Here is a 23,584-nt window from a genome sequence, read left to right as displayed (position 1 = left end):
GCCCCGGCAAGCACGGCAGGGTCAGGCGCTGATCTCCTTGACCTGACCCTCGACGTCACCCTTCAGATCGCCGTCGCGTTCACCGCGGGTGACCGCGATCTTGCGCGGCTTGGCCTTCTCCGCGATCGGCAGGGTGACCCTCAGAACGCCGTCCACGTAGCTGGCCTGGACGTGCTCGGCGTCGAGGTTGTCGCCGAGGATGAGCTGCCGGCGGAAGACACCCCTCGGCCGCTCGGCGGCGATCAACTCGTTGACGCCCTCCCGAGCCGGACGATCGGCACGGACCGAGAGCACATTGCGCTCGATATCGATGTCCACGGTATCCGGATCGATGCCCGGCAGGTCGAATTCGGCGATGAAGGTATCCCCTTCACGCCAGGCGTCCATCGGCATCCGGGCAGGACGCGCAGCGGTGCCGAACAACTGCTCGGTCAGGCGATCGAGCTCACGGAACGGATCGGTGCGGACCAGCATCTTGATCACTCCTTCAGAACAGGTGATGGGCAAGGATCGATTGTCGCCAGCGACAGTTATCTATGTCGTCTGACATAGGTTTTATATAGCTCAGACCGCATGTAAGGTCAAGTCCTGCAATGAAGTTTTTCGGTTGTCGTCCTGCTCCCAGGAGTGCTCATGCCCCAGACCCCCGCCGGCCCCTCAGCACACCCGGTGTACGCGATCTCGGTTGCCGCCGAACTGACCGGTAGTGGTGTCCAGAGCCTGCGACTCTACGAGCAGATCGGACTGGTCGAGCCGGCCCGGACACCGGGCGGCACCCGGCGCTACAGCGACGCCGACATCGAGCGAGTGGAGCGGATCGTCGAGTTGCTCGGCGACGGCATCAACCTGGCCGGCATCGGTCGGGTCCTCGAACTGGAAGCGGAGAACGCGCAACTGCGGGCCCGGCTCGCAGACGTCAACCGCTGAGCCGGCGGTGATCTTGGTTCGCTACCATCTCGATCGAGCCTGCCGAACCAACGAAGGAGCTGGCACACCGATGGCCATCGAAGCCGCCGAGAACATCCCCACCTTTGCCGATCCCTGGCCCGCCAGGGAAAACATCAAGATCACCGGTGTCCGCACGATCGTCACCGCGCCGGAGGGAATCCCGCTCGTCGTGGTCCGGCTCGACACCGACGTCGACGGCCTGTACGGCCTGGGCTGCGCGACCTTCACCCAGCGGTGGAAAGCGGTCCGGACGATGGTCGATGATCATCTCGCCCGGCTGCTGATCGGTCGCTACCCCGGCGACATCGGTGATCTCGTCCGGCTCTGCGGCTATGCCGGATATTGGCGCAACGGACCGGTGATCAACAACGCGATCTCCGGCATCGACCAGGCGCTGTGGGACATCGCCGGCAAGCGGGCCGGGCTGCCGGTCTACGAACTGCTCGGAGGCAAGGTCAGAGCAGCGGTCGACACCTACACCCATGCCGCGGGCGCAACGGTCGAGGAGACGCTGGAACAGGCCCAGAGCTTTGTCGAGCAGGGCTGGCGCTTCATCCGGTTGCAGCAGGCGACCCCGGGCAGCGGTGGCTACGGCGCCCCGCAGGTCGAGGGCGAGTATCCCAACGCCCCCTACCCGACCGGCTGGAGCGCACGTGACTATCTGCGCCGGACGCCACAGCTCTTCGAGCGGGCCCGGGACGTGCTGCCCGACCACATCGAGCTGTTGCACGACGTGCATTCCCGGCTTACCCCCAAGGACGCCTTGTGGCTGGCGCAGGCTTTGGAGCCGTACCGGCTGTTCTTCCTGGAGGACATCCTGCCTCCCGAGCACTGGGACCGGTTGCCCGAGATCAGGTCGGCAACCAGCACCCCGATCGCCGTCGGAGAGTTGACCACCTCGATCACTGAGGCGATTCAGCTGATCCGCGACGGCGGAGTCGACCTGATCCGCAGCCATATCAGCGATATCGGCGGTCTGACCGCGGCCCGCAAGCTTGCCGCCCTGGCCGAGGTGTGCGGCGTCAGGACAGCCTGGCACGGGCCCGGCGACACCTCGCCGATCGGTGCCGCGGCCAACGTCGCCCTGGACATCAGCTCGGTGGCGTTCGGGATCCAGGAGGGTCACGTCTACAACGAGGCCACCCACGAGGTGTTCCCCGGGACCCTGCGGATCGTCGACGGCTGGCTGCGGCCCAACGACACTCCGGGCTGGGGTATCGAGATCGACGAGGAGGCCGCGGCCCGCTTCGTCCCCGAACTCTCCGGTCACGATGCGTGGGCCGCCGGCGTACGCCGCCCGGACGGGGCACTCGAGGCCCCGTAACCGGACTGCGACGCAAGCAGAAGGTCAGCCGGGCAGTACGCCGCCCGGCGCATCCCCCAGCGGTACGGGGGCGGGGCGCTCGATCGTCGTGGTGACGTCGACCGCCGTGCCCTGCTCGGCCGACTGGAGCAGCGAGAGCATCACGTCGAGCACGTGCAGACCGAGATCACCGCTGGCACGCTGTTGGCTGCCGTCCGGTGTGGCAGCAAGATCGGCGATGCCGTAACCACGGCCCGCGTCCCGGTAACCGGCGCTCACCGGCAGCACCGACCACTCGCCACCGACCGGATGGATCAGCGCGTCGCCGCCGAACTGGTTGGGATCCGGAGAGATCAAGGTCGCATCCGAGCCGTGCACCTCGATATTGGACGCCTTGGTGGCGGCCGCGTCGAAGCTCATGATCAGCGTGGAGAGCACACCGGACTCGTGCACCAGCACACCGGTGACATGGGTGTCGACGGTCACCGGGATCGTCTCTCCCGCCCGCGGACCCGACCCGATGGTCCGGGTATCGCGCTGATGGCTCGCTGCTCCGATCACCTTCGCCACCGGACCGAGCATGGTGATCAAGGAGCTGATGTAGTACGGCCCCATGTCCAGCAGCGGACCACCGCCCGGCTGGTAGTAGAAATCCGGATTCGGATGCCAGCGCTCGTGTCCCGGCGTGACCATGGTCGCAACGGCCGAGATCGGCGTACCGATCAGTCCGTCGTCGACCGCCTTGCGCGCAGTCTGGGTCCCGGTGCCGAGCACGGTGTCCGGTGCCGAGCCGACCCGCACACCGGCGGCCCGCGCAGCGTCGATGATCTTGACCCCGTCGGCGAAGGTGGCCGCCAGCGGCTTCTCGCCGTACACGTGCTTGCCGGCGGCGATCGCCTGCATCGCGACCTCGGCATGCGCCGCCGGGATGGTCAGATTCAGCACAAGGTCGACATCGCTGTCGTTGATCAACTCCTCGACCGACAGGTTCCTGACACCCTGCTCGGCAGCCACCTCGGCGGCAAGACCCGCGTTGAGGTCGGCGACAGCGGTCAGCTGCAGGATCGGCAGCCGGGCGATGGTGGCGAAATACTGGCCGCTGATCTTGCCGACCCCGACGATTCCGATCCTGATCGGCGCGGTCATCGAGTCACCCACAGCATGCCGCGCTCGATGATCGTCCGCACGGACGGATTGTCCACCACGCTCAGCTGGTGGCCAGGAGTGCTGACGAAGATCTTGCCGTTGCCCCACTGCCGGGTCCAGATCGCCGGGCACGTGATCGGCCGGCGCCAGTTGTCGAAGTCCCGGGCCGGGATCGTCGTGGTGGCCAGCACGTCGTTGTAGTCGTCGCTGAGTACCCAGTACTGCTCGGTCTCCAGCTCGAAGTCCTCGATCCCCGCCACGATCGGATGGTCCTTCTGCTCCGGCAGGATGTTCACCGTGTAGCGGACAAAGTTGTCCGTCCCGTCGCCCTTGAGCTCCTCCGGGCGGGCCTTGGCCTGGTGATGGGCGAACTGGCCGCCGATCAGTTGCAGGTAGTCCGCGCTGTTGCGGTAGGAATCGGCGATGCCGCCGTGCCAGCCGGCCAGGCCGGTGCCGTTGGCGACCGCCCCGCACAGGCCCTTGAGCTCGTCGTTCTCGATCGTCGACATGGTGACCACCTGGACGATCAGGTCGACGGTGTCGAGATAGTCGGTGTCGGCATACACAGCCGTACTGTCCTCGACACGGACCTGGTAGTTGTTCTTCTCCAGGAAGGGGATGAACGAGTCGGTCGTCTGGACCGGCTCGTGTCCATCCCAGCCACCACGGACAATCAGGGCGGTCGGATTCGGGTTCGCCATCAGCGCTGAAGTTCTCCTCGTGAAGTTGCGCAATCTTGCGCTGGTCAAATGACCATCCTCGAGCTTTCCACTCGTAACGGCGCGTGTCAACGGCTCGTCATGTTGCGCAAAATGTGTGCCGCGGATGATGATGGAGCCATGACTGACCGGACCGGCCGCCCGCCAACCCTCGCCGACATCGCCGCCAGGGCGGGCACCACGATCCCGACCGTGTCCAAGGTCATCAACGGCCGCTCCGACGTGTCGGCGGCCACCCGGCAACGAATCATGGACCTGGTCGCCGAAACCGGCTACCGGCGCCGTACGCCCACCCCGGGACCGCGGTCGGGCATCCGCCGGGGTCCCGAGCGCAGGCTGATCGACCTGGTGCTGGCCGGCGTCGGCGGCGGCTGGGCCAATCAGGTACTGGTCGGCGTGGAGAGCGCGGCTGCCGACGCAGGCCTCGATCTTGTCGTCACCGTCGCCCGGACCGGCGACCGCGAGGACTGGGTGACCCGGATGCTGGCCCGCGAGTCCCGCGGCGCCGTGCTGGCTCTGGTCGACGCATCGGCCCAGCAGCTGGCCATCCTCGACGCCGCCGGCGTCCCGGTCGTACTGCTCGATCCGGTCGACCAGCCGCCGGACGACCGCACCAGTATCGGCACCACGAACTGGTCGGCGGGACGTGACGTCGCCGAGCACCTGCTGGGGCTGGGACACCGGCGCTTCGGCGTGTTGGCCGAGAGCGCCAAGCTGCTCTTCAGCCGGGCCCGGATCGACGGATTCCGGTCGACCGTCGAACTGGCCGGAGGACATGTGGACCAGATCGTGCACTGGGATTCGCGGTCGGACAAGGCCGAGGCTGCCGCTCTGCTGCTCGACACCGCCGAGCCGCCGACCGCGATCTTCGCCGACTCCGACCACCTGGCGCTGTCACTGCTGCAGGTCGCAGCCGATCGTGGGATCGCCATCCCCGGCGACCTCAGCGTGGTCGGCTTCGATGATCTGCCCGAAGCACAGTGGGCCGGGCTGACGACCGTACGGCAGCCGATCGCCGAGATGGGTGCCGCGGCGCTGCGACTGCTGCTGCGGCTGGCCGACACCGGTCACAGCCTGCCGCGCGAGGAACTGGCGACGACGCTCGTCGTCCGGAGGACGACGGCCCCGCCGCGTGAGGCGGTTTCCCCTGCCGCCGACTGACCGGCCGGCCACCTCGCCTGGGTGGCAGGAAGGCGACGCTCAGGTGATCTGCGTCTTGCATCGCTCTTGCGGCGGTGTGTCATGCTGGGTGATCACCCGCCGCTGTCGGGTGAACCCTCGTTGAACGCGCCGCAGGATCCGAGGTCTGCTCGTGCACCTATCGCTGCAACCGCCGCTCCTGCGTCTGCCGAGCCTGCTCGCGCCGATCCGCCACACCGCCCCGAACACCCAGCCTTGCCCGAGCACCCAGACTGACTCGACCGCTGCCTCTGCACCCGCGGCGACCGCTGTCGATCCGGCATCGGTGGGCATGGATCGCCGGCAGCTGCACCGCGCGGTCGATCTGGTGCGGCGTCGGAATGCATCGGCCCAGTTGTGCGTGCTGCGCCATGGCGAGGTGGTCCTGAACGAGGCCGTCGACTGTGCACCGGACAGCCTCTTCTGGATGTTCTCCACGACCAAGCCCTACACCACCACGCTCGTGCATCTGATGGCCGAACGGGGCACCGTGGACCTCGACGAGCGGGTCGCCACCTACTGGCCGGAATTCGGCCGCCACGGCAAGGACCGGATCACCCTCCGGCACGTGTTGCAGCATCGGACCGGGTTCTCCACCGCCGGTTCGCCGATCCGTGACCTGCTGAGCTGTGTCGACTGGCAGCAGGCGGTCCGGGCGATCGAGGCGACCCGGCCCCGCCGTGAGCCGGGCGGCGATCCGGCCTATCAGTTCCTGATCTTCGGATTCATCCTGGGCGAGGTGCTCCAGCGGGTCACCGGACGGTCGTTCGCCGACCTGATGCGGCAGGAGTTGCTGATCCCACTCGGCGTCCACGACACCCACCTCGGCATCGGCGCCGACGAGTGGCCGCGGCAGGTGCCGGTCGTCTTCCGGCACCTCGGCGGCCGGGTCGCCGCAGGCGGCATCAACCGGCCCGGGACCCGGCAGGCGATCATGCCCAGTGCCGGGATGTCCGGGACGGCATATGACACCGCCCGCTTCTTCCAGATGCTGCTCGCCGGCGGCCGGGTCGGCGGACGACAGCTCATCCGACCCGAGACGATCGCCGCTGCCAGGACACCGTCCAGCACCGGCGAGCGCGACCGCTTCTGCCATACCCGGATCCCGTGGTCGTACGGTTTCCAGCTGGGCGGCAGCCGCGGACCCGGGGGCATTCCGCCCTTCGGCTATCGGAGTACTGCCGACACCTTCGGCCACAACGGCAGCAACTGCTGTGTCGCCTGGGCCGATCCCGATCATGATCTTGCCTTCGCCTATCTGACAAACCTGCGGACCCATCGCGACGACGACATGGCCCACCTGGCCGCCGTCGCCGATGAGGTCTTCGCCGCCTGCCGCTGACCGGCCTGATGCAGTCAGTCACCCTTCCCGACGGTCGTAGGGTCACGCTCGGCGAGCGAACGTCCGGCGGCTCGAAGAACCACACCCGCTTCGGCACGCTGCCGGCCGGCCGGCCGGTGGTGGTCAAGCAGCAGGCGAACCACGGGAGGCTCCGCCACGAAGCGATCGCGCTGACGTACGCCGCCGGCTGCGGTCTGCGTGTGCCCAGGGTGATCGACGCCTGGCGGCCGCCCGAGGGTGGCTACTGCCTCGTCCTCACACGCGAAGCAGGTGTTCGCACCCACCAAGCCGCCGGCTGGCGACGGATGGGATTCGATCTTGCCCGGCTGGTGGCCGCGCCAATCGATGACTGCCCGCTCCCCCATGTGGGTGCAGAACAGTTCGCGACTGATCATCTGGAGCGCCTCGCGGCGGTCCGGAGCTTGATCAACGATCATGCGGATCGGGTGGCTGCTGCGGTCCGACACATCGCGACAGGACGAGCGACGCTGACCCATGGCGATCCGGGCAGCGGGAACTACCTTGATCATGAAGGCGGCGGCACCATCCTCGACTGGGAGACCGCCTCGCTGGCACCGTTCGGGATCGACATCGGGCGGGCGGCGTTCATCGCCCTTCTGGACAACGGAAACACCGGAATCCCCGAGGAGCTGAGGACGGCGGTCGTCGCGGGTTATCGAGCCAGGCTGCCGGCACCTCTCGATGAGGTAACGATCACCGCGGGCATGATCGTCGCGGGGCTGCAGTTCATCCACGGTCGGCACACCCAGCCGCTACGCTCCGACCGCACGGCGAAGCAGGCCGTCGACGCTCTGATCGGTTTCATCCACAGGCAATAGGCGAGGTCCGAAGGACTGTCAGACCCCACCTCTACAGTAAATCTCGTCATCCGGGGCTGGAAGAACTCGACGAAAGCGGCACTGTTGCCGCCGCCGTCGACTGTGTCCGCGCCCGGAAGGCGGCTGACTGCCAACTGTTGGAGTATGCCGCCCACTTCGCGATCATCAATCCCGGCGACGAGCTCTGCCCGCCGGACGTGCGCCTGGATCTGGCCGCCGAGCGGGCGATGCTGTTCGGCGGGGACGGGACACCGGATGTGGCCGAGACCGCGCCCGGACGCATCGGCCTCGAGATCGGGCTGAATGTCCACCAGGCGGTCAGTCTGATCGCCGACGTGCTCGATCTGAAGTTCCGATTCCCACGGATCTGGCAGCTGGTCGGGCGCGCCTGGGTCGACGCCTGGAAGACACGCCTGGAAGGCACGCCTGGTGGCCCGGCAGACCCGGCATCTCTCCAAGAAACAATGTGCGGAGATCGACTCCCGGCTGGCCCACCATCTCAACAAGGCCGGGCGGATCCGGCTCGAACGGCTGATCGACGCCGAGATCCTGCGAGTGGACTCCGAACGGGTCCGGGAGAACAGCGAGAAGTTGCTCCCTGCCCGCTCGTTCAAAGTCGGCCAGTCGACCGAGGCGGGCCTCAAGCTGGTCTGGGCGACCCTCGACGCACCGGATGCGATCTGGCTGCAGGCGACCGTGAGCCGCCTCGCCGACACCCTGATGATTCTCGCAGCCCAGAAGCGTCTGCCCGAGGGCGTCCGAGCCCACGGCGCCGAGTCCAAGGCAGAATGGGAAGCCGTTGCGCTCGGCGTCCTGGCCAAACCGTTCCTGGCAGCGCGGATCCTGCTCGAAGATCACGATCTTGATCTGTTCTCCGACCTGGCCAACGCTTTCGAGCAGCCCCACGACGAGTCATCACCCGACGAGCCACCACCCCACGAACCACCACCCGACGAGCCCACCCAGCAACCAGCGCCAGATCCGGTCAGCGATGAGGCGCGTCACCGCGCCCTGGCGGCATTCGTCAAGGCGATCGATCCCCGGCGGTTCCTGCCGACCTGTGTGCTGCACGTGCACGTCAGCGACTACGCGATCATCAACGCCGACCTGACGGCCAATGGCGACGACCCGATGCCACGGTGGCGCGGATCGAGACTCTCGGGACTGCGCTGCTCGACGTCGTCCGCGACCGGCTGGGCGAAGGGTCAACGTCAAACTCCTGCCCCATCTCAATCCCGCGACCATCCGGCCGCTGGACTCCTACGAGATCCCCGATCGCATGCGGGACGGGCTGCTGGCCAGGTCTCCTGCTTCGGTGTTTCCCCACTCGAGCAGCACCTACCGCACGATGGACATCGACCACACGGTCCCGTACCGGCCGCCGCCGCAGGGTCCACCGGGCCAAACCGGGATGCATGGTCTCGGTCCTCTGAACCGGGCCGAGCATCGGCTCAAGACCTTCGGCGACATCCGTGTGGTGCAAGCGATTCCGGGCATCTTCCTTTGGCGCACGGTGTTCGGTCGCACCCTGGTTGTCGACCCGTCGGGCACCAGCGATCTCGGCACCGGTGCGTTCGCGGATGCCGTCTGGCAGCTCGGTACGGCCGGTCGGTTCACTGTGCCTGTGTGACGTACGCCTGCTGCTCGTCGGTCTCGACGGCCTTCGGGCAATAGTGCGTACGCACCCAGGCCACGGCATCGTCAGACGGATGTCCCGCGAGGACGGCGAGCAGTGCCAGCGCCGTGCCGGTCCTGCCGTGACCGCCCAGACAGCCGATCTCGACGGACTGGCCCTGCCGAGCGCGATCCAGCAGCGATCCGAGGTCGCTGAGGACGATCGCTCGGTCGGCCGGCACGCCGAAGTCCGGCCAGTCGAGATGATCATGGTCCCAGGACGGCCGCCAGCGCGGATCGAGATAGAGCCCGAAGTCGGGATCCCGGTCGCGTGCGTACGGATCGGCCGGGTCGAACGAGACCGCAGTGATCGGCGTGCCGTCGGGCAACCGCACCACATCGTGGTGGACGTGCACCTCGTACGTCCGACCCTCATGACGGACGGACCGGATCTCCACCATGGGGTGCAAGCTACTCCGCGTCGGGCCCGTGCACCCACCGGCCGGCGACCGCGGTGGCATGCACCTCGATCGCCGTCAATTCCTTGGCCGACAGCGCGTACGGGTCCTGGTCGAGCAACGCGAAGTCGCCGGGATCGCCGGCGCGCACCTCGGCGCGGCCGAGTGCCGACCAGGCGATGGCCTGCCGGACCGAGACCTGCTCCTCGGCATGCCAGGGCCGGCCGATGATCGGCTCCCGATCGACGGCGGCGGCGATCCACCCCCATGGATCGAGCGGCGCGACCGGCGCATCGGATCCGAATTCGATCGTCGCTCCCGCAGCAGCCAGCGACGCGAACCCGAAATTGATCGCCGCCGTCCGTCCCCAGTAGTGGCCGGCGATCTCCCAGTCGTCGATCGCGTGCCACGGCTGCATGCTCGCGGTCACGCCGAGCTGCGCGAACCGGGGCAGATCCGCCGGCAGCACCAGCTGGGCATGCTCGATCCTCCCCCGGATTCCCGTTTCCTCGAAGCAATCCAGCGCGATCGTGTTGGCCCGGTCGCCGATCGCGTGCACGGCGATCTCCAGGCCGTGTTGCCGGGCCAGTTGCATCTGTGCGACCAACGAATCGTGATCGACCACCAGTTCGCCATAATGATCACCGTCGGGATACGGCGTGTGGCAGTACGCGGTCCGGGTGTTGAGCGACCCGTCGATCAGCACCTTCAGCGGTCCCATGGTGACCAGGCCGTCGGTGCCGGCCAGCACGTCGCCGGTCCGCAGTCCGCGGGCGTTTCCGGCGGCCAGATACTCAGCGATGATGCCGGCCTGGACCCGGATGCCGATCCCACCGGCAGCACGCCGGCGTTCCCAGCTGCTCAGGTTGTCGGCGAATTCGAAGTCCCGGAGGCCGACCAGCCCGCGGCCGGCCGCCTCCCGCAATGCGGTGTCCAGCAGTTCGTCGGTGCTGCCCGACCGTGGCTGCGGAATCCTGCCCAGGGCGTCCATCCAGAGCTTCTCGCGCAACACACCCTCCGGTGGCTCCGTGATGCCCAGCATCGACCAGCCGGCGCGGTTGGCCCAGCCGCAATGCAGGTCGCCGCTGACCATGATCACCGGAAGATCGCCGAAGCGTTCGTCGAGCAGCCGGGTGGTCGGCACGTCGGGCCACAAACCGTCCCGGAAGCGGGCGCCGACCACCGGCACTCCGTCCCGGGCCGCCGCCCGCCGAGCCCCGCCATCCTGTCCTGGTCTGTCCAGTGCCGCTGCCACCACCTCGACGGCCTCGGCTGCCGATGAGACCCCGACCAGACCGATCCGGCTGCGGTCGATCGCGTACTGGGTGGCATGGACGTGTCCGTCGAAGAGTCCGGGGATCAACCAGCGCCCGTCGGCGTCGATCACCCGCCCCGGCCGGGCCTCCTGATGATCGACGACCTCGGTCACCCGGCCGTCGGCGACGTGCAGATCCAGCCGCTGCTCCTCGCCGGGCCGCCGGACATCGACCACCCAGTACGCCCCCATCACGCCTTCACAGCTGGTCACGGCTGCGCCCTCTCGTCGTTCACGATCATGATCATCAGCCGAGCAGATAGTTCAGCTGCAGCAGCGCCGAGTCCTGCAACGGCGCCAGCGGGTCCATCGGGTCCTCCGCCTGCCGGTACCGGCCCGGTGGTGTCTGGTAGGCGGCGCTGAAACGGCGGGAGAAGTGGTAGGGATTCGCAAATCCGGTCAGCGTCGCGACCTCGGCGATCGTCGCGCTGCTGCGGCGCAATGTAGTGGCCGCACGGGCCAGCCGAATCAACTCCAGCGCCCGTCCGGGGGCCATGCCGACTTGCTGCCGGAAGACCCGGTGCAGGTGACCGACCGAGACATCGGCGAAGCGGGCCAATACATCCACGCCCAACGGACGAATACCGTGCTGGTCCCAGTCGGTGCGGATCCGGGCGGCCAGCGCGACCAGCATCGACGGCAGACCAAGATCATCGTTACGTGGCACCGGGCCCGTGACGAAGATGTCCACCATCAGGGCCAGCAGTTGATCACGGCGGGTGGCCGACTCCGCCGAGGGGTCGGTTGCCAGCTGCAGCAGGTAGTGGCAGATGCCCTCCAGTACGGGCAGTGCAGCCAGGCTGCGAACCGTCGGCCAGGACGGTTCGAACCGATCGGCTCCGGTCAGCCCGAAGTGCACATAGGCGTGCGTGGACGGTCGATCCGGATCCCACGCGTAGCCGTCGACCGCGTCGGGGCGGGCCAGCGCGAGCACGCCGGGCCGCAACAGTTGTCGATCATCGTCGACGGTCCAGACGGCGGATCCGCGCAGTAGCCAGACGAACTCGTAATCGTGCATCCGTCGAGGCCCGAAGGCCGCGCCCGGCGGGTAGTCCGCCAGCCGCACCGGGCCGGCGGCTCGCGCGATCAGGTCAGGCACCTGGTCGAGCACCCGGAAGTGTCACGTGCTGGTCCGACAGGTCACCGCTGTGTCGGACGCCGAGCAACTGCATCGCCCGCTGGTATTCGGCCGCGAGGATCTCGTACGCCCGGACCACACCGTCCTGACCGCCGGCCATGATCCCGTAGAGATAGGCCCGGCCGACCAACGCCGCATCGGCACCGAGGGCCCGCGCAGCGACGATGTCCTGGCCGTTGCGGATTCCGCTGTCGACCAGGATCGGTACGTCCGGTCCGAGTTCCTTGCGGACCGCCGGCACGAGCGTGATCGGTGCCGGCGTCCGATCGAGTTGGCGACCACCGTGATTGGAGATGATCACTCCGTCCGCTCCCCCGTCGACCGCCTCACGTGCCGATTTGGTGGAGAGGATTCCCTTCACCAGCAGGCGTCCGGGCCAGCGCTCCCGTACCCAACCCAGACTGTCCAGGCCTACGGACGGATCGAAGATCTTGGACGCGATCTGGTTGAAGTTGTAGGTGCTGGCGGCGCCTGCGAGCGAGGCGAAGGTGATCTGATCAGTTGTCAGCTTGTTGACCCACCAGTACGGATGCAGGCCCATGTCGATGATCGTCGAGGGCCGCAGCGTCGGAGGGATCGTCAGGCCGTTGCGATCGTCCTTGCGCCGATTGCCGGACACGGCGGTGTCGCAGGTCAACACCAGCGTCGTACAGCCGGCGTTGTGCGCCCGCTTGATCAGGTCGTCGTTGATCTGTGGATCGGAGGTGACGTAGAGCTGGAACCACAGGTCGACCTCGGGTGCTGCGGCCCGGACGTCCTCCACTGTGGTCGTGCCGACCGTCGACAGTCCGTACGGGATGCCGAAGTGTTGAGCGACCCGGGCGACCGCGGCCTCGCCGTGGTGGTGCATCATCCGGGTGTAGCCGGTGGCGCCGAAGCCCAGTGGCAGTGGGATCGTCCGGCCGAAGAGCCGTACCGAGGTGTCGGGATGGTCGACCGGACGCAGCGCCTGCGGGTGGAAGATCAATTCTTCGTAGGCCCGGACGTTGCGCCGGGCGCTGATCTCGTCCTCGGCGGCGCCGTCGACGTAGTCGAAGACCGATCTTGGCGTCGTACGCCGGGCGATCGTGCGCAGATCGCCGATCGACAGGGCGTTGTCCAGCCGCCGCTGGGTCAGGCTCAGGCTCGATCGGCGCAGCTGGACGGTCTGACGGACCTCAGACCAGTGCGGCCGGTGGTGGGCGACGGCTGCGATCGGCACATCGGGGAGTCTCGGCATCAGGCGCCGGCTCCGGCATCGGGGTCGCCGATCCGCAGCAGCACCTTGCAAGCCGTCGTCCGGTCGCTGGCGGTGTCGAAGGCGGCCTGCGCCTGCTCGAGCGGGAATTCGTGGGAGATCAACGGCTCCGGATCGATGGTGTCGGCCAGCAGGCCGATCGCCTCGGCGAATTCGGTGTGGAAACGCCACGAGCCCAGGACCTGCAACTCCTTGTTGACCAGAGCGTTGCCGAGGATCGCCGTCAGGCCGCGCGGCAGGATGCCGACCTGGACGACGGTACCGGCGCGGCGGACGGTCCGGATGCAGCTGTTGAGTCCGGGGCCGCTCCCGGAGGCCTCGATCGCGACGTCCACCTGCTCGGGCCAGGCGGCGTCGTCCGGCCGATCGGCGCGCAGCAGCACATCGGCACCCATCAGTTTGGCCTGGGCCAGCGCATGGTCGGTCAGATCGGAGACGTAGATGGTGCCGGCGCCGGCCTGCCGGGCGGCGGCGACCGCGAGCGCCCCGATCGGCCCAGCGCCGGTGACCAGGACCGTACGGCCGCTGAGATCGCCCGCCCGCTTGACGGCGTGGTAGGCAACGCTGAACGGCTCGCTGAGGGCAGCCCGGCGCAGCGACATCCCTGCCGGAAGCGGGACGGCGCGGTCCGCACCGACGACCAGGCGCTGGGTGAAACCGCCCTGGATGTGCGGGAAATGTGCCGCCGAGCCGAGGTAGCGGCTGGACGCGCACAGCTGCGGGCGACCGGAGGTGCATTCCTGGCAGTGTCCGCAGACCTGGGCCGGGTGGACGGCGACCGGCTGCCCGACCTCCACGCCGGTCACGCCGTCGCCCAGGACGGCGACCCGGCCGACGACCTCGTGCCCGACGACCAACGGCTCGCGGATCACGAACTCCCCGGCTGCCCCGTCGTGGTAGTAGTGCAGGTCGGAACCGCAGACGCCGCCGTAGACGATGTCGATCCCGACCTCACCGGCACCCGGCTCCGGTACGGCCCGTTCCTCGACCGCGAGTTGTTCCGCTCCTCTGATGACACAAGCCAGCATGGAGGCCATTGTGTCGTGGCCCGATCTAGCCGAGACGGCGGGTCATCGACGGCGATCTCCACGCGCCGAGCACGGCCAGCAGGGCGGCAATCAGGACGGCACCGACGAGCAACAGAACCGACAACTGCCACGGCACGGCGATGGTCAGCTGCCCGGAACCGCCACCGAAGTCTCCCCGGGAGTTCGAGGCGGCGAACGCGATCCCGGCCGTGATCCCGACCACCTGCCCGGCCACGATGCCCACCAGGACCAGGATCGCCGCTTGGGCTGCGGCGAACCTCCGGCGCAGACCCGGCGGTGCCCCCACCGCGGTCAGCGTGGCAAGGTCGGGTCGAGCCTCGACCTGGGAAAGCGCCGTGGAGATCAGCGCCGCGACGATCACCAGCGCACCGGCGATACCGAGCAGCACCCGACCGGCCGATGCCAGCTGGCCCTGGAAACCGCGTTCGACCAGGAGCTGTGCGTGCGACGGAACCACCTCGTTGATGGCCTGCTCCTGGGCGGTGGTGATCGGGTGCGGCGCGTCGACCGTCCACAGCACGACGCTGTTGGGCAGGTCGGCCTTCGTCGCCGCGTCGGCGCTGATCCACCCGATGGTGCTGTCGGCCCACCCCAGCTGCGGACCGCTGAGGTCAGCTCGTCCGATCACCGCGGCAGTCAGCGTCACTGGCTTGCCGGGGACGTACGCGTCGCCCTTCGGCAGGCCACCGACCAGCGTCACCTTGTTGCCGGTCAGGTAATCACGGCGTGCCGACAGCGCACACGGTTGTGGACCGCACTCGAGTCCCAGCGGCGGGTCGACCAGCACGACTCCCCCGCCGGCCAGGACGTGGGCTGCGGCGTCCGGCAGACCGAGCGAGGCGATCTGCGCATCCGGCACCACCGTCACCGCCTCGCCGTAATCGCTTCGCCCGGACGCACATCGGGAGTCGGCATCGGGATCCGTGTCCGCCTGGGTCTCGGCGATCACCGCCTTCTGCGCAGTGCACCCCTTGGGCACCAGAGCGACAGTCGAGGTCGGCTCCGCACCGGAGTAGTTCGGGTCGCCAAGACTGCTGTGCGGGGTCAGCCGCCAGTCCGGATGCCGGCCCCGGATGATGTTGGCGGCGGTCTGCATATCCTCGACCGGCCCTTGGATCGTCCCCTGCCCCATCGTCGTGAACGGGGTGTAGGCCTCGGCCTGCGCATGATCGTCGGAGGCGATGGCGATCCCCATCACGGCGAACATCCCGCTGGCGACCAGCACTGCCGACATCGCGGGCACGCTCCGGCCCACCTGCCGGGCGATGTCGCGACCGGCGAGCCGGATCGAAAGCGGCAACCGTCCTCCGCGACCCAACGCGGTGACCAGCCAGGGCAGGATCAGCATCGCGCCGATGAACGCCGCTGCCGTGCAGGCGCCCATGATGTAGCGCGGCGGCATCGCAGGCGCACCCGCGAACCCCAGCACCAACGCGACAGCCAGGCCCGCTGCCGTCACGATCGATCCGACCACCGGCCCGAACGTCCGCGTCCTGGTGGCGGTCGTACGCCGCCGCAGCACGGCCACCAGATCCAGCTTCCCGACGCCGCGGGCCGGGAGCAGCGCGGCGACGACCGCCGCCACGGCGGCCCCCAGGAAGGCGACCAGCGCCGGCGACCAGGACAGCGCGTTCGGCGCCGCCCAACTGCCGGTGAGCCAGGCATAGACCACCGAGATATAGCGGCCGGTGACCAGTCCGAGTGCGGCGCCGATCGCACCGGCGAGCACCCCGAGCAGCAGTGCCTGTCCGAGCAACTGTCGGCGCAACTGCTCGCGGAGTGCACCGTTGCTGGCGATCAGTCCCATGGTGTGGCGTTGCCGCGCAGCGGAGATCGCGAAGGCGGGACCGGCCAGCAACATCGCCTCGAACAGCAAACCGCCGCCGACCAGCACGTAGAACGCGATCCAGCTGGAATCCTGCTGATCGTCGCCCTTGTCCTGGCCCGGCACCAGCTCCGGATGATCCACCAGATAGCGACTGGTGGCGTCCAGGCCGTGCAGATCCAGCCGACGGACCTCGTCATAGCTGACCGGCGCCGCCCGGTAGACCAGGAAGGACACCTGGCTCGGATCGTCGGTGGTGATCAACTGCGACCGACCGGTCACCACGTCGGCACCTCCGCCGGGGCCCGAGCCGTCGTCCTCTGGGAGCGCGACGATGCCGACGACGTGCAGATCGACCGTCCGACTCGCCTGGTGCCAGGAGAATCCGGGAACCGTCGCGCCCAACCGTAGGTTGTGGCGACGAGCCAGATCCTTGGTGATCATGATCTGATCATCGGCCGTCGGCCAGTGCCCGGACCGCAACCGGAAGAGCCCGGATCCGGACATCTCGCCGACCGGCAGGCCGACCGCGGTGATCCGGAGCTGATCACCGATCTCCAGCCCTATCTCACCACCGGCCACCCGGACGACCTGGCCGTTGATCAGCGAGCCGACCTGGCCGGCGGTCCACCCGGCACCGTCCTTGTCGGCCTGGATGACCGCCTGAGCGTTCCCGAACCTCTCCGGCACCAGCGTCTGGTCGGAACTGCTGTTGTTCCACGTCACGCCGGCGATGATCAGCAGAACCGGAGCGCCGACCATGATCATGATCAGGGCACTGCGGCCGCGGGCCCGCCGGATCTCCCGCCAGCCGATCCGCAATGCCAGCAGCCAGCTGTTCAGCCAGGCGCCGGCTGGGTCGGCGGACGGATCGGCTCGCCGTGGCCCCACGAGGTCGACCTGGGTGGTCACCCGATGCCCCCCATCAGCCGCTCGTCGACCGCAGCGCTCTCCGCGCTGTCGATCACGGCCCCGTCGCGCAGGAAGATCACCCGATCGGCCCAACCGGCATGGCGCGGCTCGTGGGTCACCAGCAGTCCTGCCGCGCCGGCGTCACACCGCTCGCGCAGCACTGCCATGATCTGGTCACCGGTCTCGGTGTCCAGTGCTCCGGTCGGTTCGTCGGCCAGCACCAAGCGTCGTGGGCCGACCAAGGACCGGGCGATCGCGATACGTTGCTGCTGCCCGCCGGACAGTTCGCTGGGGTAACGGTCCGCGACCTGCCCCGACAGACCCACCGAGTCCAGCGCCTCGGCCACCGGCTGCCGCGTCCGGCGGGGCGACCAGCCGTCGAGTTCCAACGGCAGCGAGACGTTCTCCGCGGCGGTCAGCGACGGCACCAGATTGAAATCCTGGAAGACGAATCCGACCTTGCGACGGCGTACGGCGGCGAGCGCGGACGGGCGCATGCTGGTCACGTCCTCGCCCTCGATCAGTACCCGTCCCGAGGTCGGCTTGTCCAACGCGCCCGCGAGATTGAGCAGCGTGGACTTGCCGGAGCCCGACGGTCCCATCACGGCGATCAATTCACCGGCCCGGACCGCGAGGTTGATCCGGCGCAGCGCATGCACGGTCAACTCCCCCGATCCGTGGATCCGGCTGAGCTTCTCCAGGATCAGGACGGGGATATCGGCTTCTGCGTGGCGTGCCATCACCGCACCACCCGCCCGGTCTCACGATCCTGAAGATCGCGATCACGGGCCTGATGATCATCGGCCTGATGATCATCGGCTCGCTGATCGTGCTGCGGGCGCCGGACGGCCTCACGCTGCAGACGACCCTCGACGTGATCGAGCCAGCGCAACTCCGCCTCGGCCGTGAAGATCAGGTGATCAAGGACCAGCGACCAGGCAAGATCACTGCCGGAGTCGTTACCGGCGGGAGACGCCTGGGTGCCCCGCTTCAGTCTGGTCAGGTCCTGCAGATGACTCAGCGACGCCGAACGCTGGTTCTGCACGATCTGCTGCACGTCCACCCCCGGGACGGTCACCGCCAGCGCGAGTTTGATGACCAACTCCGAGCGCGGAGAGTCCTCGCGCGGCACCGGCGAGGTCCACCACAGCTCGACCTGTCGCCGGCCCTCGCGGGTGATCCGATAGCCGATCCGGCCCTCGTCGTCGGCTTCCTGGCCCTCGACCAGTCCGTCGCGTTCCAGCCGGGCCAGCGTCGTGTACACCTGACCGACGTTCAGCGGCCAGGTGCCGCCGGTCCGCTGCTCGAATTCGGTACGGATCCGGGCGCCGTACATCGGCCCTTCCGTCAACAGCGCGAGAATCCCCCAGCGCACCGACATCGCATGTCCCTTCGCCACCGCACCGGCCATATACCGGGTATGTGCCAGGGAGCATATACCGAGTATCGGCCGACTACCGCCGACACGCGGCTGAGGCGGCGCTGAGGCTGGGAGTCAACCGGCACACAGGCCGGCGATCTCTGCCTACCGTTGAGCCATGACGCCGATGGCATTCGATCTCGGAGGCAGCGAGATCATCATTGTGGTTCTGATCGCGCTGGTGCTATTCGGCGGCAGCCGGATCGCCGGCCTGGGCAAGGGTGCGGGCCGCGCGATCAGGGAGTTCAAGGAAGAGACCAGCAGCCTCACCGCTGCGGCCGCCAAGGAGCAGCAGGATGCTGCGGCCCCGGCCGCGGAGGGCCAGGAACAGGAACAGGGTTCGGGTCAGGCTCCGGCCTGAACCGCCCGGAGATGCTCACCGATATCACGGGCATCCCCGATCGCGTTGCGCACCGACCAGGTGAGTCGTCCCTCGGCGTCCAGCACGAATGAACCGCGGACCGCGCAACCCAACTCGTCGTCGAACACGTCGTAGGCCCTGGCGATCTCGCCGTGCGGCCAGAAGTCGCTGAGCAGGTCGAAGCCGAGCCCGAGCTGGTCTGCGAACACCCGCAACGCGTACATGGTGTCGGTGGAGACGGCCAGCACCCGGGCGCCGGCCGCGGTGAAATCCCCGAGCGACTGCTGGAGCGCGGTCATCTCGCCGCTGCAGACACCGGTGAAGGCGTACGGGTAGAAGACGACGACCACCGGCGCACCACGGAGATCCGACAACCGGACGATTTCGCCGTGCTGGTTCCGCAGAGCGAAATCAGGCGCGACGAAATCGGACGAGATCAACGGTGCGGGCCCTTCGGCGGAACCAGCTTGTTGGCCGTCCAGCCAGCCGTGACCGGGACGGTGTTGGTCAGCGCCAGGCCGGCAGTGAGCGCCGCCTCGCTCAGGTCGGTCGCGTCGACGAACCCCGGGCGGCCGACCTTGGGAGTGAGCAGCCAGATGTGGCCGCTGTCGCTCAGATCAGTGACCGCGTCCACCAGGCCGTCGGTGATGTCACCGTCCTCGTCGCGCCACCACAGCAGCACGACATCGACCGCCTCCATCGCCTCCTCGACGAGTTCCCCGTCGATCGCATCCTCAATCGCCTGCCGCAGGTCCTCGTCGACATCTTCGTCCCAGCCAAGCTCCTGAACGATCTGCCCGGCCTTGAAGCCGAGTCGTGAGACAGCCGAATCCGAACCGTCGGGCCGTGCCGTCGAGCTCACAACACCTCCACTCTTTCTCCCGCCGCAGCGGGCTGCTGTGCGCCAGACTGCCAGAGCAGACGCCTGTGTGGAAAGTCTCGGCCCGGCTGTTGCTTTCTCGTAACGCTGGGACCAGATACACAGCAGTGAACCGAGGTGACAGGATGGAGGGTGCAAACAGCGCACAACAGGGCGTACAACCCGCGCACGACTCACGGCAGCACCACCCCGCTGCCGCACAGGTAAGGAGCCTCGATGGCCAGTCCCGGCAAACGACCCGCCATCTCCGCAGCGGGTCTGCCGAGCCAGATCCCGGACACCGATCCGGAGGAGACCGCCGAGTGGCTGGAGTCCCTAGACGGACTGCTGGACAGCGACGGCAAACATCGGGCCCGCTTCATCATGCTGAAGCTGCTGGACCGCGCCCGCGAGCGCCAGGTCGGGGTTCCGGCCCTGCGCAGCAGCGACTACATCAACACCATCTCCACCGAGATGGAGCCGGAATTCCCCGGTGACGAGGACATCGAGCGCCGGATCCGTGCCTTCATCCGCTGGAACGCCGCGATCATGGTCTCCAAGGCCAACCGCAAGGGTCTCGAGGTCGGTGGCCACATCGCCACCTACCAGAGTGTCGCCAGCCTGTACGAGGTCGGCTTCAACCACTTCTTCCGCGGCAAGTCCCATCCGGGCGGCGGCGACCAGGTCTACTTCCAGGGCCACGCCTCCCCCGGCATCTACTCCCGGGCCTTCCTCGAGGGCCGGCTGACCACCGAGCACCTGGACGGCTTCCGGCAGGACGCCTCCCGCGGCCCGGGCCGGTCGGTCACCTCCTACCCGCACCCGCGGATCATGCCGGACTTCTGGGAGTTCCCGACCGTCTCGATGGGCCTGACCGGCCTGAACTCGATCTATCAGGCCCGCTTCAACCGCTATCTGCACAACCGCGGCATCAAGGACACCTCCCAGCAGCGGGTCTGGGCCTTCCTCGGCGACGGCGAGATGGGTGAGCCGGAGTCCCTGGGCGGCATCACCGTGGCCGCCCGCGAGGGCCTGGACAACCTGACCTGGGTGGTCAACTGCAACCTGCAGCAGCTCGACGGCCCGGTCCGCGGCAGCGGCAAGATCGTCCAGGAGCTGGAGTCGGTCTTCCTCGGCGCCGGCTGGAACGTGATCAAGGTGCTGTGGAGCCGGGACTGGGACCTGCTGCTGCACGCCGACGTCGACGGCAAGCTCGTCACCAAGATGAACACCACGCCGGACGGCCAGTTCCAGACCTACTCCACCGAGACCGGTGACTACATCCGGCAGAACTTCTTCGACTCCCCCGAGCTGCAGCAGATGGTCAAGGACTACTCCGACGACGACCTGCGCAAGCTCGGCCGCGGCGGCCACGACTACCGCAAGGTGTACGCGGCGTTCAAGGCAGCCACCGAGCACGTCGGGCAGCCGACCGTGATCCTGGCCCAGACCGTCAAGGGCTGGACGATCGACGCCCTCGAGGCGCGCAACGCGACCCACCAGATGAAGAAGCTGACGGTCGACGATCTGAAGGCTTTCCGCGACCGGCTCTACCTGCCGATCGCCGATGATCAACTGAATGATCCGTACGATCCGCCGTATTTCCATCCGGGTGAGGACGCGCCGGAGATCAAGTACCTGCATGATCGGCGATCCGAGCTCGGCGGTTACCTGCCGGAGCGCAAGCCGAAGCCGAAGATCGTCAAGCTGCCCGGCGACGATGTCTACACACCGCTGATGAAGTCGGCCGGCAACGCCAAGGTGGCCACCACCCAGGCGCTGGTCCGGCTGCTCCGCGATCTGATGAAGGATCCGGAGATCGGCCAGCGGATCGTGCCGATCGCGCCGGACGAATTCCGCACCTTCGGCATGGACTCGATGTTCCCGACGGCCAAGATCTACTCGCCGCACGAGCAGAACTACGACTCGGTCGACCGCCGGCTGCTGCTGAGCTGGAAGGAGGGTCCGAAGGGCCAGCTGCTGCACGAGGGCATCTCCGAGGCCGGCGCGATGGGCTCCTTCACGGCAGCGGGGTCGTCCTACTCGACCCACGGCGAGCCGATGATCCCGTTCTACATCTTCTATTCGATGTTCGGGTTCCAGCGCACCGGCGACTTCATCTGGGGTGCGGCCGACCAGATGTCCCGCGGCTTCCTGATCGGCGCCACCGCAGGTCGTACGACGCTGACCGGCGAGGGAACCCAGCATGCGGACGGGCATTCCCCGCTGCTGGCCTCGACCAATCCTGCGGTCGTCCATTACGACCCGGCCTTCGGCTTCGAGATCGCCCAGATCGTCAAGGACGGTCTGCACCGGATGTACGGCTACCAGAATGAAGATCATCCGGGCGGCGAGGACCTGATCTACTACCTCACCGTCTACAACGAGCCGGTCGACCAGCCGGGCCCGCCGGATGATCTTGACGCCGATTCGATCTTGAAGGGCCTCTACCGGTTCCGGTACGCCCCCGAGGTCCAGGGTGAGGGTGATCATCCGACCGCGCAGTTGCTGGCCTCCGGTGTTGCGATGCCGGCTGCGCTGCACGCGCAGCAGATCCTCGCTGAGGAGTGGGGCGTGGCCGCCGACGTCTGGTCGGTCACCTCGTGGAACGAACTGCGTCGGGAGGCTCTGGACGTCGACCGGCACAACTTCACCCATCCGGACGAGGACCGCCGGACGCCGTACGTGACCCAGGCACTCCAGGGGACCCAAGGCCCGGTTGTGGCGGTCAGCGACTACATGCATGCGGTCCAGGACCAGATCCAGGGCTGGGTACCGAATTCCTGGTTCTCGCTGGGCGCCGACGGCTTCGGTATCGCCGACACCCGCGCCGGTGCCCGTCGCTATTTCCTGGTCGACGCCCAGTCGATCGTGGTCGCGACGCTGGCCGCCCTGGCCAAGGACGGCAAGTACGATCCGCAGGCGGTCGCGGTGGCGTTCAAGAAGTACGAGTTGAACGACCCGACCTCGACCGCAGGTGTGCACCAGGAGGGCGCCGGCGCCTGAGGTTTGCTCGGATCAGCCGAGAAGCCGGACCAAGACCTTCGTATTCCTTACCTTCGGTGATCCGCCTTACGACGAGCCTCACTCAGGAATGCGCCCCGATGGCGAACACGTCCCCGCTGTTCATCATGATCAGCGCCCGACCAGCGCCGATGCCGTACTCGCTCCAGATGCCGTCGGGGATGCGGTGCCCGGCGGTGATCACCCGGCGACCGGTGACCTTTCCGGTGCGACCGTCGAGCACCGTCATCAGCTCCGGGCCACTCTCCGGGTCGATCCCGGACAGCACTGCTGCCCGGCGCGGGAGCGCGGTGAGCATCATGACAGCACCATTGGCCACCGAGACTTCCGGCAAGTCGTCGCCGGCAGCGGTGTAGCTCCACAACCGGTTGCGGGTATCCGGATCCAGCCCGGTGATCGTCTTGCCGGTCTGCCGGGCGAGCACGTCATCGCTGGCGTATATCAGATCGGAGCGCGACCGCAGGTCAGCGAGATTGGCTGCGACCGGTCCGGTCCGCCGCAGTTTCCCGTTGCGCAGATCGAGTTGCCAGCCACCGGCGGGATGCCCGCGAGCCTGGAAGTACATCCGTTCGGCCAACATCAGATAGCTGCCGTTCAACGTCACGGCAGCGCAGTCGAAAGCCGGGCTTCGGAAGACCTCTTCGGTGCCACGGAACCCGAAGAAGCGACACTGCGCACCGGTATCGTCGACGCTGACGACCAGATCACCACCAACGGCGAGCGGTATCCCGGTAAGTCCACCGATCAGCTGGTGCGAGGCAGAGAACAGCTGCGCGCTCCGCCGGTGGCTGACCCTGACGGCGACGCGGGCCGCCACCTCGACCCCTAGTGTTGCGCGTCATTAATTCGTTTACAGTGTGGGATGATGGTGTATGCCATCAACTGTGTTCGAGGTC

General features: G+C 67.8%; 23 protein-coding genes. 8 read left to right on the top strand and 15 right to left on the bottom strand.

The features are described from left to right. Positions 1-21: 21 nt before the first annotated feature. Positions 22-474, bottom strand: coding sequence for an Hsp20/alpha crystallin family protein (locus IEY07_RS18535; RefSeq protein WP_188896900.1), 453 nt, complete (start codon positions 472-474; stop codon positions 22-24). Between the two features lie 159 nt (positions 475-633). Here IEY07_RS18535 and IEY07_RS18530 point away from each other — a divergent pair, with 159 nt between their 5' ends. Both IEY07_RS18530 and IEY07_RS18525 read left to right on the top strand, forming a co-directional pair. Next, positions 634-927: a MerR family transcriptional regulator gene (locus IEY07_RS18530; RefSeq protein ID WP_188896899.1), complete on the top strand. Its 294-nt coding sequence runs from the start codon at positions 634-636 to the stop codon at positions 925-927. A gap of 70 nt (positions 928-997) precedes the next feature. After that, positions 998-2,272: an enolase C-terminal domain-like protein gene (locus IEY07_RS18525; RefSeq protein WP_188896898.1), complete on the top strand. Its 1,275-nt coding sequence runs from the start codon at positions 998-1,000 to the stop codon at positions 2,270-2,272. A gap of 24 nt (positions 2,273-2,296) precedes the next feature. Here IEY07_RS18525 and IEY07_RS18520 read toward each other — a convergent pair whose 3' ends face one another. Both IEY07_RS18520 and IEY07_RS18515 read right to left on the bottom strand, forming a co-directional pair. Continuing rightward, on the bottom strand, positions 2,297-3,397 hold the full coding sequence (locus IEY07_RS18520) for a Gfo/Idh/MocA family protein (protein ID WP_188896897.1): 1,101 nt from the start codon (positions 3,395-3,397) through the stop codon (positions 2,297-2,299). Next, on the bottom strand, positions 3,394-4,098 hold the full coding sequence (locus IEY07_RS18515) for a ThuA domain-containing protein (RefSeq protein WP_188896896.1): 705 nt from the start codon (positions 4,096-4,098) through the stop codon (positions 3,394-3,396). Before IEY07_RS18515 ends, IEY07_RS18520 begins: the two co-directional genes overlap by 4 nt. A gap of 138 nt (positions 4,099-4,236) precedes the next feature. Here IEY07_RS18515 and IEY07_RS18510 point away from each other — a divergent pair, with 138 nt between their 5' ends. The 3 genes from IEY07_RS18510 to IEY07_RS18500 all read left to right on the top strand — a co-directional run bounded on the left by IEY07_RS18510 (position 4,237) and on the right by IEY07_RS18500 (position 7,476). Further along, the gene (locus tag IEY07_RS18510) at positions 4,237-5,277 is read left to right on the top strand and encodes a LacI family DNA-binding transcriptional regulator (protein ID WP_229670310.1); all 1,041 of its coding nucleotides are present in this window, start codon (positions 4,237-4,239) and stop codon (positions 5,275-5,277) included. 151 nt (positions 5,278-5,428) lie between these two features. Next, a complete protein-coding gene (locus tag IEY07_RS18505) occupies positions 5,429-6,637 on the top strand; it encodes a serine hydrolase domain-containing protein (protein WP_188896895.1) in 1,209 nt (402 codons plus the stop codon). A gap of 8 nt (positions 6,638-6,645) precedes the next feature. After that, positions 6,646-7,476 carry a phosphotransferase family protein gene (locus IEY07_RS18500; RefSeq protein WP_188896894.1) on the top strand — a complete coding sequence of 277 codons (831 nt, stop codon included), beginning with the start codon at positions 6,646-6,648 and terminating at the stop codon, positions 7,474-7,476. 318 nt (positions 7,477-7,794) lie between these two features. Here IEY07_RS18500 and IEY07_RS18495 read toward each other — a convergent pair whose 3' ends face one another. Beyond that, the gene (locus IEY07_RS18495; RefSeq protein WP_188896893.1) at positions 7,795-8,382 is read right to left on the bottom strand and encodes a hypothetical protein; all 588 of its coding nucleotides are present in this window, start codon (positions 8,380-8,382) and stop codon (positions 7,795-7,797) included. Positions 8,383-8,755: 373 nt separating this feature from the next. Here IEY07_RS18495 and IEY07_RS18490 point away from each other — a divergent pair, with 373 nt between their 5' ends. After that, positions 8,756-9,106 (top strand): hypothetical protein, encoded by a 351-nt coding sequence (locus IEY07_RS18490; RefSeq protein WP_188896892.1) that lies wholly within the window; start codon positions 8,756-8,758, stop codon positions 9,104-9,106. Here the strand turns inward: IEY07_RS18490 and IEY07_RS18485 are convergent. Genes IEY07_RS18485 through IEY07_RS18450 form a run of 8 tightly spaced genes read right to left on the bottom strand, consistent with a single transcriptional unit; the run spans position 9,090 to position 18,435 of the window. Next, complete coding sequence (locus tag IEY07_RS18485; RefSeq protein WP_188896891.1) at positions 9,090-9,551, bottom strand: protein-tyrosine phosphatase family protein; 462 nt, start codon at positions 9,549-9,551, stop codon at positions 9,090-9,092. The genes IEY07_RS18490 and IEY07_RS18485 overlap by 17 nt on opposite strands. Before the next feature lie 10 nt (positions 9,552-9,561). Continuing rightward, positions 9,562-11,076, bottom strand: coding sequence for an amidohydrolase (locus IEY07_RS18480; RefSeq protein WP_188896890.1), 1,515 nt, complete (start codon positions 11,074-11,076; stop codon positions 9,562-9,564). A gap of 34 nt (positions 11,077-11,110) precedes the next feature. Next, positions 11,111-11,974, bottom strand: coding sequence for an AraC family transcriptional regulator (locus IEY07_RS18475; protein WP_229670309.1), 864 nt, complete (start codon positions 11,972-11,974; stop codon positions 11,111-11,113). Beyond that, on the bottom strand, positions 11,955-13,202 hold the full coding sequence (locus IEY07_RS18470; RefSeq protein ID WP_229670308.1) for an alpha-hydroxy acid oxidase: 1,248 nt from the start codon (positions 13,200-13,202) through the stop codon (positions 11,955-11,957). Before IEY07_RS18470 ends, IEY07_RS18475 begins: the two co-directional genes overlap by 20 nt. Positions 13,203-13,219: 17 nt before the next feature. Then, complete coding sequence (locus IEY07_RS18465) at positions 13,220-14,266, bottom strand: L-idonate 5-dehydrogenase (RefSeq protein ID WP_188896887.1); 1,047 nt, start codon at positions 14,264-14,266, stop codon at positions 13,220-13,222. A gap of 25 nt (positions 14,267-14,291) precedes the next feature. Then, entirely contained in the window at positions 14,292-17,024 is a 2,733-nt protein-coding gene (locus IEY07_RS18460) for an FtsX-like permease family protein (protein WP_188896886.1), read from the bottom strand. After that, positions 17,021-17,764: an ABC transporter ATP-binding protein gene (locus tag IEY07_RS18455; protein ID WP_188896885.1), complete on the bottom strand. Its 744-nt coding sequence runs from the start codon at positions 17,762-17,764 to the stop codon at positions 17,021-17,023. The genes IEY07_RS18460 and IEY07_RS18455 overlap by 4 nt, the downstream gene beginning before the upstream one ends. After that, positions 17,764-18,435, bottom strand: a complete 672-nt coding sequence (locus IEY07_RS18450) for a PadR family transcriptional regulator (protein WP_229670307.1) — start codon at positions 18,433-18,435, stop codon at positions 17,764-17,766. The genes IEY07_RS18455 and IEY07_RS18450 overlap by 1 nt, the downstream gene beginning before the upstream one ends. 136 nt (positions 18,436-18,571) lie before the next feature. Here IEY07_RS18450 and IEY07_RS24505 point away from each other — a divergent pair, with 136 nt between their 5' ends. Continuing rightward, entirely contained in the window at positions 18,572-18,805 is a 234-nt protein-coding gene (locus IEY07_RS24505; RefSeq protein ID WP_188897014.1) for a Sec-independent protein translocase subunit TatA/TatB, read from the top strand. On the opposite strand, the gene IEY07_RS18440 is transcribed toward IEY07_RS24505, so the two are convergent. Together IEY07_RS18440 and IEY07_RS18435 are read right to left on the bottom strand one after the other, a co-directional pair. After that, positions 18,790-19,245, bottom strand: coding sequence for a peroxiredoxin (locus tag IEY07_RS18440; RefSeq protein WP_188896884.1), 456 nt, complete (start codon positions 19,243-19,245; stop codon positions 18,790-18,792). The two genes, IEY07_RS24505 and IEY07_RS18440, sit on opposite strands and share 16 nt — an antisense overlap. Beyond that, positions 19,242-19,667: a DUF3052 domain-containing protein gene (locus IEY07_RS18435; protein WP_188896883.1), complete on the bottom strand. Its 426-nt coding sequence runs from the start codon at positions 19,665-19,667 to the stop codon at positions 19,242-19,244. The genes IEY07_RS18440 and IEY07_RS18435 overlap by 4 nt, the downstream gene beginning before the upstream one ends. A 234-nt stretch (positions 19,668-19,901) precedes the next feature. Between IEY07_RS18435 and aceE the strand changes: the two genes are divergently transcribed. Continuing rightward, a complete protein-coding gene (aceE, locus tag IEY07_RS18430; protein ID WP_188896882.1) occupies positions 19,902-22,670 on the top strand; it encodes a pyruvate dehydrogenase (acetyl-transferring), homodimeric type in 2,769 nt (922 codons plus the stop codon). A gap of 82 nt (positions 22,671-22,752) precedes the next feature. Here aceE and IEY07_RS18425 read toward each other — a convergent pair whose 3' ends face one another. Beyond that, positions 22,753-23,505 carry an outer membrane protein assembly factor BamB family protein gene (locus IEY07_RS18425; protein ID WP_188896881.1) on the bottom strand — a complete coding sequence of 251 codons (753 nt, stop codon included), beginning with the start codon at positions 23,503-23,505 and terminating at the stop codon, positions 22,753-22,755. Positions 23,506-23,584: the final 79 nt, after the last annotated feature.

The organism is Microlunatus endophyticus (assembly GCF_014646195.1).
In the GTDB taxonomy this organism is placed as follows: domain Bacteria; phylum Actinomycetota; class Actinomycetes; order Propionibacteriales; family Propionibacteriaceae; genus Microlunatus; species Microlunatus endophyticus.
The sequence above is the reverse complement of the archived record's forward strand: the minus strand, read 5'-3'. Positions and strand labels throughout refer to the sequence as shown.